The sequence below is a fragment of the Plastoroseomonas arctica genome (genome assembly GCF_018128965.1).
Taxonomy (GTDB): Bacteria; Pseudomonadota; Alphaproteobacteria; order Acetobacterales; family Acetobacteraceae; genus Plastoroseomonas; species Plastoroseomonas arctica.
This window is the reverse complement of sequence record NZ_JAAEDH010000001.1, coordinates 360,422-375,198: the sequence shown is the minus strand read 5'-3', so window position 1 is coordinate 375,198 and position 14,777 is coordinate 360,422. Positions and strand designations below refer to the sequence as shown.

At 68.2% G+C, this 14,777-nt stretch carries 14 protein-coding genes; 8 read left to right on the top strand and 6 right to left on the bottom strand.

Annotation, left to right across the window (positions count from 1 at the left end; genetic code table 11):
- Positions 1–11 precede the first annotated feature (11 nt).
- From GXW79_RS01800 to GXW79_RS01770, 7 genes are all read left to right on the top strand, one after another.
- Entirely contained in the window at positions 12–884 is an 873-nt protein-coding gene (locus GXW79_RS01800; protein ID WP_211872488.1) for a D-amino-acid transaminase, read from the top strand.
- The gene (locus GXW79_RS01795) at positions 881–1,525 is read left to right on the top strand and encodes an HAD family hydrolase (protein ID WP_211872487.1); all 645 of its coding nucleotides are present in this window, start codon (positions 881–883) and stop codon (positions 1,523–1,525) included. Before GXW79_RS01800 ends, GXW79_RS01795 begins: the two co-directional genes overlap by 4 nt.
- A 143-nt stretch (positions 1,526–1,668) precedes the next feature.
- The gene (gene hfq, locus GXW79_RS01790; protein ID WP_211872486.1) at positions 1,669–1,983 is read left to right on the top strand and encodes an RNA chaperone Hfq; all 315 of its coding nucleotides are present in this window, start codon (positions 1,669–1,671) and stop codon (positions 1,981–1,983) included.
- 57 nt (positions 1,984–2,040) lie between these two features.
- Positions 2,041–3,372, top strand: coding sequence for a GTPase HflX (gene hflX, locus GXW79_RS01785; protein ID WP_211872485.1), 1,332 nt, complete (start codon positions 2,041–2,043; stop codon positions 3,370–3,372).
- A complete protein-coding gene (locus GXW79_RS01780) occupies positions 3,369–4,190 on the top strand; it encodes an inositol monophosphatase family protein (protein ID WP_211872484.1) in 822 nt (273 codons plus the stop codon). The genes hflX and GXW79_RS01780 overlap by 4 nt, the downstream gene beginning before the upstream one ends.
- Positions 4,191–4,248: 58 nt before the next feature.
- Positions 4,249–4,719, top strand: coding sequence for a transcription elongation factor GreB (greB, locus tag GXW79_RS01775; protein ID WP_211872578.1), 471 nt, complete (start codon positions 4,249–4,251; stop codon positions 4,717–4,719).
- Positions 4,716–5,639: a pirin family protein gene (locus GXW79_RS01770; protein ID WP_211872483.1), complete on the top strand. Its 924-nt coding sequence runs from the start codon at positions 4,716–4,718 to the stop codon at positions 5,637–5,639. Before greB ends, GXW79_RS01770 begins: the two co-directional genes overlap by 4 nt.
- Here GXW79_RS01770 and GXW79_RS01765 read toward each other — a convergent pair.
- From GXW79_RS01765 to dnaE, 3 genes are all read right to left on the bottom strand, one after another.
- On the bottom strand, positions 5,636–6,499 hold the full coding sequence (locus GXW79_RS01765; protein ID WP_211872482.1) for a hypothetical protein: 864 nt from the start codon (positions 6,497–6,499) through the stop codon (positions 5,636–5,638). The genes GXW79_RS01770 and GXW79_RS01765 overlap by 4 nt on opposite strands.
- Complete coding sequence (gene mazG, locus GXW79_RS01760) at positions 6,496–7,305, bottom strand: nucleoside triphosphate pyrophosphohydrolase (protein ID WP_211872481.1); 810 nt, start codon at positions 7,303–7,305, stop codon at positions 6,496–6,498. The genes GXW79_RS01765 and mazG overlap by 4 nt, the downstream gene beginning before the upstream one ends.
- 135 nt (positions 7,306–7,440) lie before the next feature.
- On the bottom strand, positions 7,441–10,902 hold the full coding sequence (gene dnaE, locus GXW79_RS01755; protein WP_211872480.1) for a DNA polymerase III subunit alpha: 3,462 nt from the start codon (positions 10,900–10,902) through the stop codon (positions 7,441–7,443).
- A gap of 77 nt (positions 10,903–10,979) precedes the next feature.
- Here dnaE and GXW79_RS01750 point away from each other — a divergent pair, with 77 nt between their 5' ends.
- Positions 10,980–11,516, top strand: coding sequence for a HupE/UreJ family protein (locus GXW79_RS01750; RefSeq protein ID WP_211872479.1), 537 nt, complete (start codon positions 10,980–10,982; stop codon positions 11,514–11,516).
- Here the strand turns inward: GXW79_RS01750 and GXW79_RS01745 are convergent.
- The 3 genes from GXW79_RS01745 to proS are packed head-to-tail and all read right to left on the bottom strand — an operon-like array spanning position 11,513 to position 14,749.
- Entirely contained in the window at positions 11,513–12,196 is a 684-nt protein-coding gene (locus GXW79_RS01745; protein WP_211872478.1) for an ABC transporter ATP-binding protein, read from the bottom strand. The genes GXW79_RS01750 and GXW79_RS01745 overlap by 4 nt on opposite strands.
- Positions 12,189–13,439: a lipoprotein-releasing ABC transporter permease subunit gene (locus GXW79_RS01740; protein WP_211872477.1), complete on the bottom strand. Its 1,251-nt coding sequence runs from the start codon at positions 13,437–13,439 to the stop codon at positions 12,189–12,191. Before GXW79_RS01740 ends, GXW79_RS01745 begins: the two co-directional genes overlap by 8 nt.
- Positions 13,439–14,749, bottom strand: coding sequence for a proline--tRNA ligase (gene proS, locus GXW79_RS01735; protein ID WP_211872476.1), 1,311 nt, complete (start codon positions 14,747–14,749; stop codon positions 13,439–13,441). Before proS ends, GXW79_RS01740 begins: the two co-directional genes overlap by 1 nt.
- Between the last annotated feature and the right edge of the window lie 28 nt (positions 14,750–14,777).

The window sequence follows — 14,777 nt, the reverse complement described above, 5'->3', positions numbered from 1 at the left end:
GGGAAATCTGGATGTCGCGTATCGCCTATGTGAATGGCCGCTACCTGCCGCAATCGGAGGCGGCGGTAAACATCGAGGATCGCGGCTACCAGTTCGGCGACGGCATCTATGAGGTCGTGCATCTCCACGCCGGCAGGTACGTCGATGAGGAGCGCCATCTCGGCCGCCTGGAGCGGTCCCTGGGCGAGATCAAGCTGCCCATGCCGATGTCGCGCGCGGCATTGTCGATGGTGCTGCGCGAGGTGGCGCGGCGCAATCGCGTGACGGAAGGCCTGCTCTACATGCAGGTGACGCGCGGCGTAGCCCCGCGCGACCACGCCTTCCCCAAGACGCCCGTGCCGCCCGCACTTGTGGTCACGATCAAGCGCATTCCGCCCTACCCGGTGGATGTGGACAAGTGGCAGGCTGCCTGCATCACCCTGCCCGACCTGCGCTGGGCGCGGCGCGACATCAAGAGCGTGAACCTGCTGCCGAACTGCCTCGCGCGCCAGACCGCCCGCGAGCAGGGGGCGATCGAGGCCATCCTCTATGACGAGGCGACCGGCCTGGTCACCGAAGGGGCCGCAACCACCTTCTGGATCGTCGATGCCGAGGGCGCGATCCGCACGCGGCATCTGGACCACGCGATCCTGCCGGGCTGCACCCGCGGTGCCCTGATGGCCGAGCTCGCCGATCTCGGTGTCGCCTTCGAGGAGCGGGAATTCTCGCTCGATGACGTGCGCAACGCCCGCGAGGCCTTCATCACCTCCGCCACCTCCTTCGTGAAGCCGATCACCAGGATCGACGGTGCGCCGGTGGGCGACGGCAAGGTCGGCCCGGTGGTGCGCCGCCTGTTCGAGATATTCGCGCGCCATGTTCAGGGCGGTTTGCGGAATGCGGCGTGAGCCTCCCGCATCCCGACGCCATCCTGTTCGATTGGGACAACACCCTCGTCGATGGCTGGGCGGCCATCACCGAGGGTCTGGCCGCCACCTTCACTGCCTTCGGCATGCCGGTCTGGACCGAGGCTGAGGTGAAGGCGCGCGTCCGGCATTCGCTGCGCGAGAGTTTTCCGGCGTTGTTCGGCGACCAGTGGGAGCGGGCGCGCGACATCTTCTACGCCGGCGTCAAGGCACGCCACATCGAGGTGCTGCGGCCCATGCCGGGGGCGGAGGAGCTGGTGCGCGTTGCGGCGCGCCGGGTCCCGGTGGCGGTCGTCTCGAACAAGCAGGGCGCCTTGCTGCGGGCCGAAGCGGCGCATCTGGGGTGGGACTCGCATTTCGCCGCCCTGGTGGGCGCCGGCGATGCGGCCGCCGACAAGCCGGACCCGGCACCCATGCGCATGGCGCTCACCGCCTGCGCTGTCGGGGAGGATGCCACCGTGTGGTACGTGGGCGACACCGCGCTCGACATGGAAGCGGCGCGCCGCGCCGGGTTCCGCGCGGTTCTCCTGGGCGATGCGGCGCATGATGGCGGCGTCGCCGCAGCCGCCCCGGATGCCGTGTTCGCCGATGGTCATGCGCTGGCGGCTTGGCTCGCCGGGTAAATCTCTTCGCAGGTGCAGCATAAATGCTGGACAAGGCCCGCGCACTATTCAATGCTAGGGGACCTTGGTGTCGCAGGAGCGGCACCGTGCTGCCGGTTCGGACTGCCCATAAGGCGCAGCCGACAAGAAAAAAGGACGAGCCCATGGCCGCCGAAAAGTCGCAGAACGTGCAGGATGTCTTCCTGAACCACGTCCGCAAGAGCAAGACGTCGGTAACGGTGTTCCTTGTCAATGGCGTGAAGCTGCAGGGCATCATCACTTGGTTCGACAATTTCTCCGTGCTGCTGCGCCGCGACGGGCACACGCAGCTCGTCTACAAGCACGCGATCAGCACGGTGATGCCGGGCGCGCCGATCCAGCTGTTCGACGGCGTCCCGACGGCCGCGAGCGCCAGCCCGCCGCCCTCCGAAAGCCGGCTGACGCTGACGCGCGAGGTCGCGACCGCCGGCGTTGATTGAGCTTGGCGCGGGCAGGGGGCTTTCCCTCGCCCGCCACCGGCCCCAGATTGTGCCGGAATGACAGCGAGCAACGACAACGGATTGCCTGGGCCGACGCGTGCGGCCGTGATCCTGCCATACGAGCGCACCCGCAACAGCGAGGGCAACGTCCAGCGTGCGGCCGAGGCGCGGCTTGCCGAAGCGGTGGGACTCGCTGCTTCCATCGGGCTGACCATCCTGCACACCGCCATCCACCCGCTGCGCGAGCGTCGTTCCGCCACGCTGCTGGGCGAAGGCCAAGTGGCGATGGGCACGGCGGCGATCGCCGAGCAGCAGATCAGCGTGGCCGTGGTCGATGCCGCGCTCTCGCCGGTGCAGCAGCGCAACCTCGAGCGCGCCTGGGGCTGCAAGGTCATCGACCGCACGGGCCTGATCCTGGAGATCTTCGGCGAGCGCGCGCGCACGCGGGAAGGCTCGCTGCAGGTGGAGCTCGCGCATCTGGAATACCAGCGCACGCGGCTGGTGCGGTCCTGGACCCACCTGGAGCGGCAGCGCGGCGGCTTCGGCTTCCTCGGCGGTCCCGGTGAAAGCCAGATTGAGATCGACCGCCGCCTGATCGGCGAGCGCATCGTGAAGCTGAAAAAGGAGCTGGAGCAGGTGCGCCGCACGCGCGGACTGCACCGCAGTGCGAGGGTGCGCCAGGCGGAGCCGGTGATCGCGCTGGTGGGCTATACCAACGCCGGCAAATCGACGCTGTTCAACGCGCTGACCGGGGCCGGCGTCTATGCCCAGGACCAGCTCTTCGCCACGCTCGACCCCACCATGCGGGCGATCAAGCTGCCCTCCGGCCGCGGCGCCATCTTGTCCGACACGGTGGGCTTCATATCCGACCTGCCGACGCAGCTGGTCGAGGCGTTTCGAGCAACGCTCGAAGAAGTCGCGGCCGCCGACATCATTCTCCATGTCCGCGACATCTCCCACCCCGACAGCGCAGCGCAGCGCGAGGATGTGCTGGGCGTGCTCGGCGCCCTCGCGGTCGGCCCGCACCCCGCGCTCGATGCCGATTGGGAGGAACGGGTGGTCGAGGTGCTCAACAAGGTGGATTTGCTCGATGGCACGCCTGGCGCGTCGGAAGCCGCCGAGCGGGCCAACCAGCACGGCGCGATCGCCGTCTCGGCCTTGACTGGAGAAGGGCTGGAGACGCTGCGCCTCGCGCTTGATGCGCGCTTTTCGGCCGGGCTGGTGACGCTTGAAGCGGCGGTCGCCCCGGCCGATGGTGCCCGGCTCGCTTGGCTCTACGCCCATGGCGAAGTCCTGGCGCGTCAGGATGCCGAGGACACGATACGGCTGACGGTGCGGCTTTCGGCTGCCGACCGCGCGCGCTTCGACCAGCTGCACGAAGTCGGATGATCACGCGCGCCGAGGCGAGCGCCGTCGCGCGGCTGCTGCGCGAGGCCGTCCGAGCCGAGGTCCTGCCGCGCTTCCGCAACCTCGGCCCCGGCGCAATCCGCACGAAGTCCGGACCGCTCGACTTGGTCACCGATGCCGATGAAGGCGCAGAGCTCGTCATCCGCGCCGGGCTGCTGCGGATGTTTCCCGGCTGCGTCGTCGTCGGCGAGGAAGGCACGGCAGCGGATCCGGACCTGCTCTATCGCCTTGCCGAGCCGGGCCTCGCCTTCGTGGTGGACCCGGTGGATGGGACCTCGAACTTCGCCGCCGGCGTGCCGCTGTTCGGCTGCATGGTGGCCGCGATCCGAGACAGTGTGGTCGAGGCGGGCTGGATCCACGAGCCCTTCGCCGATGACTGCGCCATTGCGCTTGTCGGGCAGGGTGCCTGGGTGGAGCGCGAGGATGGATCGCGTGCGCCGCTCCGCGTCGCTGCACCCGTTCCCGTGGCACAGATGGTGGGCGCGATCTCGTGGGGCTACCTGCGCGAGCCGCAGCGTTCGACCGTGACCGGGAACATGGGCAAGCTCGCCTCGGCCGTGGGGTATCGCTGTTCGGCGCATGAGTATCGGCTGGTCGCCTCTGGGGCGGCGCATATGCTTCTCTACAACAAGATGATGCCGTGGGATCACGCGCCCGGCGTGCTCATTCATGCCGAGGCCGGCGGCTTCTCGGCGCGCTTCGACGGCGCCCCCTACTCGCCGCTCGTGCACAGCGGCGGCCTGATCGCGGCACCCGACGAGGCGAGCTGGGCCGAAGCGCGGGACGCCCTGCTTGGCTGACGCGGACGAGGATGACCAGGCCGGGCCGCCCGGCCTGCCCTCAGGCACCCCCTTCTACATGACCGCGCCCGGGGCGGCGGGGTTGCAGGCGGAGCTGAAGCGTCTCTGGGTGGAGGAGCGGCCCAAGGTGGTCGAGATCGTGTCCTGGGCCGCATCGCTTGGCGACCGGTCGGAGAATGCCGACTACAAGTATGGCAAGCGGCGGCTGCATGAGATCGACCGTCGGGTGCGGTTCATCACCAAGCGGCTGGAGCGGGTGCAGGTGGTCGATCCGGGCGCGCAGACCCGGCGGGACCAGGTGTTCTTCGGCGCAAGCGTCACCTATGCACGTGCCGATGACAGCGAGATCCGGATCACGATCGTCGGCGTAGACGAGGCGGAACCCGATCTCGGCCGCATCTCCTGGGTGGCGCCGATCGCGCGGGCCTTGCTGGGCAAGCGAGTGGGCGACACGGTGCGGCTGCGCACGCCGGCGGGCATGGAGGAGATCGAAGTGATGCAGATCAGCTATCCGGATGCGACGCCATGAGCCGGCTGGAAGCGGAGGACCCGAACTGTCCCGCGCCGCCGCCCGGGCTGGAGGCGGTGATCATCCCGCGCGCCCACGACGTGGGCGGGTTCGAGGTGCGCCGCGCGCTGCCCGCGCAGGAGCGTCAGATGGTCGGTCCCTTCATCTTCTTCGATCAGATGGGCCCGGGCGAGTTCCTTACCGGCACGGGCCTGGATGTGCGGCCGCATCCGCATATCGGGCTTTCGACCGTGACCTACCTCTTCGAGGGCGAGATCCTGCACCGCGACAGCCTCGGCGTGCAGCAGGCGATCGCCCCGGGCGCGCTGAACTGGATGACGGCCGGCAGCGGCATCGCGCATTCCGAACGCAGCGACGCCGCCACGCGGGACCGCACGCGCGCCCTGTTCGGCATCCAGAGCTGGGCCGCGCTGCCCAAGGACCAGGAGGAAATCGCACCTGCCTTCGCGCATCACGCGGCGGAAACGCTGCCGCTGGTCGAGGAGGACGGCCTGGCGCTGCGGCTGATCGCCGGGGAGGGGTGGGGGCTGCGCTCGCCCGTGACGGGCGCCTCGCCCTGCTTCTATGCCGACGCAATCCTGGCACCCGGTGCCCGCGTGCCGCTGCCCGAGCAGCATGAGGAGCGTGCCGCCTACATCGTCTCGGGCAGCGTCTCGGTGGCCGGCGTGCGGTTCGAGGCGGGCCGGATGCTGCTGTTCCGCGCCAAGGACGCGCTCGCCTTGACCGCGGGCGAGTCCGGCGCGCGGTTGCTGCTGCTGGGTGGGGCGGTGATGGATGGGCCGCGCCACATCTTCTGGAATTTCGTCTCCTCGCGTCGGGACCGGATCGAGCAGGCCAAGGCGGATTGGCAGGCCGGCCGCTTTGCGAAGGTGCGGGGCGATGAGGCGGAGTTCATCCCCTTGCCCGTGATGCGCGGCTAACGGCTCGGCCGCCTTTCGAGAAGCGTGGAAACGGCCGTGTAATCCGGGCCATTCTGGCGGCACGTCGTCGGGATGAGCGGCGTGCGGTCGTTGATGCGGCGCAGGATCGCGGCATGGGTGGAACAGGCCAGACGCGCCTTCATCTGGCGCTCCGTCGCCTCCCGCAAGGCGCGCTCCTCCGCGGGGAAGAGTGCCAACACCTGGTCGACGGACGCGGCCTGGCCGATGTAGATCCGGCACAGGGACGCCCGGGCAAGCTCAGTGGCCGGGTTTGGCTGGCCAGGGTTGAAGCGGGACCAGCTCCCGGGATCCGGAGTCGGCACCGCGGGGCAGTCAGCGGCGGAGGCGCGGCGCATCGCCGCGGCATCGGCGGCCAGGCGCCGTCCGTCCCAGGCGAAGGGCACGAGGGGGCCGATATCCGCGCCCAGGCTGCTCACATAGTCCCAGAAATCATGCGCCGGGTCGGCGATGCGGATGAGCGTGGAGTCCGGTTCCTGCAGGCGCAGATGCTCCGGTGAGCGCTTGCCCAACGGGATGTCGCCGGCGTGGGCCAGGCCCTGGGCCGTGCGGGCGAAGACATGCAGGGTCCAGCAGCAATAGGCGCCTCCGGACCAGCCGGTGATGCCCGTGAGCATGGGCGTGTCGACGGCCGTCCGCAGCGGTGGGTCCAGCACCTCGAAGCCCCACGCGCGCGTCTGCCACAGCCTCTGCCCGCCGCGGACGAGGCGGAGCTGCGGGCGGTCATCCTCCCCCGACTGCGGGCGGTACATTTCGACCATGCCGACGCGTCCTGCATCGAACAGGGTCTGCGCCAGGGCAGGCGGGGCCAGCAGCAGAGCAAGGATCAACGCGCGGATCATGTCTCGCCGCGCTCCTGGCGTTTGGCCTGCTTCCAGAGCTCTTCCATCTGCTCCAGCGAGACGTCCGCCGGCGTGCGGCCATCCTGGGCCAGAGTGGCCTCGATGACCCCGAAGCGACGCTCGAACTTGCGGTTCGCGCCGCGCAGGCAGGCCTCGGCATCAAGGTCCAGCTTGCGCGCGAGGTTGGCCAGCACGAACAACAGGTCGCCTACCTCATCGGCAAGGCGCGCGGGGTCCGCGGTGGGCAGCTCGGCCCTCAGCTCCGCGGCCTCCTCCTCCAGCTTGTCCAGCACGGCGGCGGCGTCCGGCCAGTCGAACCTCACGCGGCCCGCGCGGCGGGTGAGCTTCTGGGCACGGGTCAGGGCAGGGAGGGCGAGGGGGATCCCCGCCAGCGTGCCAGTTTCAGCACGGGCGGCGCGCTCGCCGGCTTTCTGCGCCTCCCAGGCCTGGGTCTGCTCGGCGGCGGTGCGTGCCTCGGAGTCGGCGAAGACGTGCGGATGGCGCAGGACCATCTTCCTGTGAATAGTTTCCGCCACGTCGGCGAAGGCAAAAGCGCCTTCTTCTTCAGCCATTTGCGCGTGGTAGACCGTCTGGAAGAGTAGGTCGCCAAGCTCATCGAGCAGTGCACCGCGGTCGCCGCGGTGGATGGCATCCTCGACCTCGTAGGCCTCCTCGATCGTATAGGGCGCGATGGTCGCGAAATCCTGCACCAGGTCCCAAGGGCAGCCGCCAACCGGATCTCGCAGCCGCGCCATGGTGGCGAGCAGCCGGTTTAGGGCATCGGCAGGGGATAGGGCGCTGGGCATGGCGGGGCCTCGTGGGGCGCTAAGCGATTGAGATCGAAGGAGAGGTCAGGCGAGAGGTATTATCCACATCATCCAATTGCCGCATAAGATACATTATGGAAAGAAAAACGATGGGGGATAAGCCTGTGGGGCAAATCAAAGCTCCTCGACGCTTGCGACGCCCGGCACGACCTTCATCGCCTGCATCAGTCGCGGACCGACGTTGAAGCTGCCGGGCAAAGCGAGCTCCACCTCCTGGCCGGGTCCGGTCATCGGCACCAGCACGACGCGACCCTTCCCGCGGCCCTCGCGTTCCAGCAGCAGACGGATGGGCTCCACCGCCGCGGTCTGGTCGAGCCAGAGTCGCACGCCCTGGGCGATGCCTGCCGCCGCCTTCTCCAGGCTCTCGACCTCCTGCGCGGTGAGGCGCAGCGCCTCTCCCTCCATCTTGGCCTCGGCGGTCACCAGAATGGCGCGCCCTTCGACCAGCAACTCGCGCGAGCGGTTCAGCACCTCGGAGAAGCAGGTCACTTCGAACCCGCCCTGCGAGTCGGACAGCCGCACCCAGGCCATTCGGCTGCCGGTCTTGGTGGTGCGCTCCTTCGCGTTCACCACCGTGCCGGCGAGCTTCATCCGGGTGGTGCCGGCACGCGCCCGGTCCGAGATGGCGGCGGACCCCACCACGCCCAGGCGCTTGAGCGTGATCTTGTAGGTATCAAGCGGATGGGCGGAGAGGTGAAAGCCCACCGCCTCGGCCTCATAGGCGAGCTTTTCCAACAAGGGCCAGTCCGGGATCGCCGGCAGCCGGATGGGCTCATTGCGCTGCGCGTCCGCCCCGAACAGGCCGATCTGCCCGCTCTCGCGTTCCTCCGCGGCGGACTGGGCACGGCGGATGAGCACCTCCGCACCCGCCACCAGGCTCGCACGGTTGGCGCAGAGCGCGTCGAAGGCGCCGGCCTTGCCGAGGTTCTCGATCTGCATCTTGTTGAGCAGTCGCGGTTCCACCCGCCCGGTGAAATCGGAGATTGAGGTGAACGGCCCGCCCACCGCACGCGCCGCACACAGGTCCTTCATCGCGCCCTCACCGACGCGCTTCACGGCCGAGAGCGCGAAGCGGATCGCCGGCTTACCCTCGGGCGCTTCTTCGACGACAAAGTCATGGGCACTCTTGTTGATGTCCGGCGGCAGCACCGGCACGCCTAGCCGCGCGGCTTCCTGCATGTGCCCGGCGAGCTTGTCCGTATTTCCCATGTCGAGCGACATCGACGCGGCGAGGAACGCGACGGTGTGGTTCGCCTTCAGCCAGGCGGTCTGGTAGCTGACCAGGGCATAGGCGGCGGCGTGGGATTTGTTGAAGCCGTAATCGGCGAAGCGCTCCATCAGGTCGAAGATCTCGCCGGCTTTCTCCGCACTCACGCCGCGCTCGGTGGCACCCTTGGCGAAGATCTCGCGCTGTGTCGCCATTTCCGAGCGGATCTTCTTGCCCATGGCACGGCGCAGCAGGTCCGCGGCCCCGAGAGAGTAGCCCGCCAGATCCTGGGCAATCTGCATCACCTGCTCCTGGTAGACCATGATGCCGTAGGTCTCGGAGAGGATGTGGTGGATGGCCGGATGCGGGCTTTCCCATTTCTCTCCTGCCTTGCGCTGGCAGTAGGAGGGGATGTTCGCCATGGGACCCGGCCGATAGAGCGCCACGGCGGCGATCAGGTCTTCGAACCGGTCCACCCGCATCTGCCGTAGGCAGTCGCGCATCCCCTGCCCTTCGAACTGGAACACGCCCGCCGCATCGCCCTTGCGGAGCATGGCGAAGGTGGGCGCGTCATCCAAGGGGATGGTTGCGATATCCACCGCAACCCCCTGCCCGGCCAGGATTTCGAGTGTCTTCTCGATGACGGTCAGTGTCTTGAGGCCAAGGAAGTCGAACTTCACCAGGCTCGCCTGCTCGACGTATTTCATCGAGTATTGCGTGACCAGCATCTGCATCTCGGTCCGCGCGTCGCGGTAGAGCGGCACGATGCCGATCAGCGGCTCTCGCCCGATGACCACGCCTGCGGCGTGGGTTGAGGCATTGCGGTAAAGCCCTTCTAATTGCAGGGCAATGTCGAGTAGCCGGGCAACCTGCTCGTCGCTGTCGCGCGCTTGGCGCAGCTTCTCCTCGCCCTCGATCGCCTGGCTGAGGGTGACGGGCTTGGCCGGGTTGAACGGGATCAGCGTCGCGATCTTGTCCACCTGGCCATAAGGCAGGCCGAGCACGCGGCCGACATCGCGCACGGCGGCCTTGGCCTGCAGCTTGCCGAAGGTGATGATCTGCGCGACGCGGTCGTATCCATACTGGTCAACGACATATTCGATGACCTTGTCACGCTTGTCCTGGCAGAAATCGATGTCGAAGTCGGGCATCGAGACGCGCTCGGGGTTCAGGAAGCGCTCGAATAGCAGCCCGAAGCGCAGCGGGTCGAGGTCGGTGATCAACAGCGCCCAGGCCGCGACCGATCCCGCGCCGGAGCCACGGCCGGGGCCGACCGGGATCTTGTTCGCCTTCGCCCAGCCAATAAAGTCGGCGACGATTAGAAAATAGCCCGCGAACCCCATGTTCTCGATGACGGTCAGCTCGTAGTCGAGACGCGTGACATAGGTCTCGCGCGGGGCGGAGAGTCCAGCCTCGCCGAGTGCCTCTAGTCGCGCCTCCAGCCCGGCAACGGCATCGGCGCGCAGCGTCTCGGCCTCGCTCATGCCGGGCCGGACCTTGGGGCAGATCGGCAGTGCCGGCTTCTTCGTCTCGGCCATCACGGCGCTCATCCGCGCGATGGCCATCGTGTTGTCGCAGGCATCCGGCAAGTCCGCGAAGAGTGTCCGCATGGCGGAAGCGGGCTTGAACCAGTGCTCCGGCGTGACCCGCCGGCGGTCCTGCTCCGCCATGGTGCGCGAGGCGGCGATGCAGAGCAGCGCGTCATGCGCCTCATGGGTCTTGGTCTCGGCGAAGTAGATGTCGTTGGCGGCCACGATCGGAAGCCGCGCCGCATCGGCCAAGCTGAGCAGCCCGGGCTCGATCAGGCGCTCGATGGCTAGGCCGTGACGGTGCAGCTCCACCGCGACGCGGCCGGAAAAGGCCTCTGCCAACTGGGCGAGTAGGCGGGCGGCGGCATCGCGCCGCCCCTCGCCCAGCAGCCGGCCCAGCGGGCCGGTGGTGCCGCCGGTGAGCAGGAAGATACCCTCGGCGTGCTGCGCGAGCAGCTCCAGCGTGATGGCCGGGCGGCCCGACGCGTCGTCGCGCAGAAACCCGTGCGAGGAAAGCCGCTGGAGGTTGTCGAAGCCGCGCGCATCCAGCGCCAGGGCCACGATCGGGTCCGGATTCTGGCGCGCAGCCTCCGGGCGCTCAGGGTCGGTGGCGATCCGGGCCAAGCCAAGCTGGCAACCCATGATGGGCTGGATGCCCTTGGCCGCGCAGGCCTGGGCGAATTCGAGGGCGCCGAACAGGTTCGCCGTGTCGGTCAGCGCGACCGCCGGCATGCCTGCCGCCGCCGCCAGGACCGGCAGTTTCTCGGCCTTGATCGCGCCCTCGCTCATCGAATAGGCGGAATGCGCGTGGAGGTGAATGAAGCCGCCGGTCGAATCCATCGGGCGAGTTTACCACGGCTTGCGGCGCTCGGCGCGATGCCAGAAGCTGCCGTTTGGTTCACCGGGACACCTGCACCATGAAGCCTGCGCTCGCCGCCCTTGCCCTGCTTGCCGTCGCCTCCCCGGCCGCGGCGCATCCGGGTCACGGCGCCTCGGGTTTCCTGCATCCCTTTGCTGGCCTCGATCATCTGCTGGCGATGGTCGCGGTCGGCATGCTGGTGGCGCAGGGCGGCGGCTGGCGCCTGCCGGCAGTCTTCCTCGCTGCGATGGCCGCGGGCGCCGCACTGGGCCTCGGTGGCTTTGCCCCGCCCGGTGTCGAGCTCGCGGTGGCGCTCTCGGTCGCAGCACTCGGCCTGGCTGTGGCGCTGGCCGTGCCCACGGTGGGCGCCCTGGCCCTTGTCGCGGTCGCCGGCTTTGGTCTCTGCCACGGGCTCGCGCATGGCGCCGAGGGTCCGGCCGGTGGCGGGGCGCTGTTCCTTGCGGGGATGCTCGCGGGAACGGCGGTGCTCCATGGCCTGGGGGCGGCCGCCGGCTATATCTTGCGCGGCGGCTTCGCTCTGCGCGGCGCCGGCGCAGCCATGGCGGTCGCGGGGCTGACGCTCGCCTTGGTCTAGGCTTCGGTCACGCGCCCGTCGCGCAGCGTCACCACCCGGTCCATCTGCCGAGCCAGTTCGGGGTTGTGCGTCGCGACGAGGGCGGCCACCCCCTGCCCGCGCACGGCCTGCATCAGCTCCGCAAATACGCGCGCCGAGGTCGCCACGTCGAGATTGCCGGTCGGCTCGTCGGCCAGGAGGATCCGCGGTGCATTCGCGAGCGCGCGGGCGATGGCGACGCGCTGCTGCTCGCCGCCCGAAAGCTTGCCTGGCCGATGCCCCTCCCGTCCCGCGAGCCCGAAGCTCGCGAGCAGGGCGCGTGCGCGGATCGTCGCGGCGCCATGCGCCGTCTTTGCGGCCATCTGCGGGAGGATGATGTTCTCCTCCGCGGTGAATTCCGGCAGCAGATGATGGAACTGGTAGACGAAGCCGATGGTGTCGCGCCGGATGGTCGTGCGCGCATCATCGGCGAGTTTGCCGGCGGCGCGACCCTCGATGAAGACCTCACCACCATCGGGCATCTCCAGCAGACCGGCGAGATGCAATAGCGTCGACTTGCCGGTGCCCGAGGGGGCCACGAGTGCCACGATCTCGCCCGCCTGGATGGTCAGGTCGGCGCCGGTCAGCACCGGCAGGGCGCCAGCTTCGGTGGTAAAACTGCGGGTGACGGCGCGGAGCTCAAGCGGCGGGGGGTTACTCATTGCGCAGGGCCACCACCGGATCCGTCCTGGCCGCCCGCCAGCTGGGATAGAGGGTCGCCAGCAGCGACAGGCCGAGCGCCATCAGAACCACCTGCGTGACCTCGGCATAGTCCAGGATCGCGGGAAGGCGGGTGAGGAAATACACCTCGGGGCTGAACAGCGGCGTGCCGGTCAACGCCATCAGGCCCTGGCGGATGCTCTCGATGTTCCAGCAGAATACCATCCCCAGCAGGAAGCCGGTGAGCGTGCCCAAAATTCCGATCGAGGCGCCGCAGAGCAGGAACACCCGCATCACCGCGCCGCGCGTCGCCCCCATCGTGCGCAGGATCGCGATATCGCGCCCCTTGTCCTTCACCATCATGATCAGGCTCGAGACGATGTTGAAGGCGGCCACCACGATGATCAGCGTCAGGATCAGGAACATCACGTTCCGCTCCACCTGCACCGCGTTGAAGAAGGAGGAGTTCTGGTCCTCCCAGGAGATGATGCGCAGAGGCGTGGACCCCAGCGCCTCTCGAATGGCGCGCATCACCGGGCGAACGCGGATCGGGTCGGTGACGAAGGTCTCCACCTGGGTGACGCCCTGCCCAGTCTGGAAATAGATCTGCGCGGCGGCGAGCGGGAGGAAGACGTAGCTGCTGTCATACTCGTTCATGCCGACATCGAAGGTGGCGACGACGACATAGGCCTTCAGCCGCGGCACGGAACCGAAGACGGTAGTGCGGCCCTGCGGCGAGACCAGCGTAATGCGGTCGCCGATGCGCAGGCCCATGGCATTGGCCAGGCGCTGGCCGATGACGATGGAATCCTCGCCGCCGAAATCATCGAGTGTGCCGGCGATGATATTGCCGGCGATGATTTCCCGCGCGCGCAGATCCTCGGGCTTGATGCCGCGCGCGAGGCCGCCGCGGGCGCCGCCGCCTTCGGAGGTTAGCAGCACTTGCCCCTCGACCACGGGCGTGGCGGAGACGACGCCGGGCACGTTGCGGATGCGCGCGGCGATGGCGTCGTAATCCGGCAGCGGGCCGGCGATCGCAAAGGCGCCGATATGGCCGTTCAGCCCCAGGATCTTGCCCAGCAATTCCTGGCGGAAGCCGTTCATCACCGACATCACGATGATCAGCGTCGCGACGCCCAATGCGATCCCGATAAGGCTGAACCAGGCGATGAGGGAGACGAACCGCTCCCCTTTGCGCGCGCGCAAATACCTGAAGGCAATCATACGCTCGAAGGGACCGAACATCAGGCGCGCTTGATGCGCGCGATGGCGTCTTCGCGGGAAAGGTCCAGCCGCTCGCCGGTGGCGCGACGCTTCAGTTCGACGCGGCCATTCGCGGCACCGCGCGGCCCGATGATGGCCTGCCAGGGGTAGCCGCACAGATCGGCCTCGGCGAATTTCTGGCCAGGGCGGGCGTCGCGGTCGTCATAGACGGCCTCAGCGCCGAGGGCGGCGTAGAGTTGCTCGCACAGCGCGTCGCAGGTTGCGTCGCCGGCCTTGAGGTTCAGGATGGCGGCGGCGAAGGGGGCCACCGCATCGGGCCAAATAATGCCGGCCTCGTCATGGCTCGCCTCGATGATCGCGCCGACCAGACGCGAGACGCCGATGCCGTAGCTGCCCATCTCGGGCGTGATCGGCTTGCCGTCCGCGCCCTGGACGGTGAGTCCCATCGAGGCGCTGTACTTGGTGCCGAAATAGAAGATGTGGCCGACCTCGATACCGCGGGCGGATACGCGCTTGCCCTCGGCCAGCGCGGACCAGGCGGCCTCGTCGTGCATCTCCTCGGTGGCGGCGTAGTGCTGCGTCCAGCGATCCACATGCGGGGCCAGGTCGCCGGCGAAATCCGGCGTATCGGCGAGTGGATCGAGGTCGAGCAGGTCCTGGCTCACAAAGACCTGGGATTCGCCGGTTTCGGCCAGGATGATGAATTCGTGAGACAGATTGCCGCCGATGGGCCCTGTATCGGCGCGCATCGGGATCGCCTTCAGGCCCATGCGGGCGAAGGTACGCAGATAAGCCAGGAACATCTGGCGGTAGCTGTGCTGCGCAGCCTCGGGGTTCACATCGAAGGAATAGGCATCCTTCATCAGGAATTCGCGGCCGCGCATGACACCGAAGCGAGGGCGCCGTTCGTCGCGGAATTTCCATTGAATGTGGTAGAGGTTGCGCGGCAAGTCGCGGTAGCTCTTCGCGTAATCCTTGAAGAGATCAGTGACCATTTCCTCATTGGTCGGACCAAACAGCATCTCGCGCTGATTACGGTCCTTGATGCGCAGCATTTCCTCGCCGTAATCCTCGTAGCGGCCCGACTGGCGCCAGAGATCGGCATTCTGGATAGTCGGCATCAGGATTTCTTGCGCCCCGGCCCGGTCCTGTTCCTCGCGCACGATCTGCCCCACCTTCTGCAGCACGCGCAGCCCGGCGGGCAGCCAGGCATAGATGCCGGCCGAGGTCTGCCGCACCATCCCCGCCCTCAGCATCAGGCGATGCGAGGCGATCTGCGCTTCAGCGGGGGTTTCCTTGAGCGTGGGCAGGAAGGCGCGGGAGAGGCGCATGAAGATCCTTGAGGCGAGTGAAGGCGCC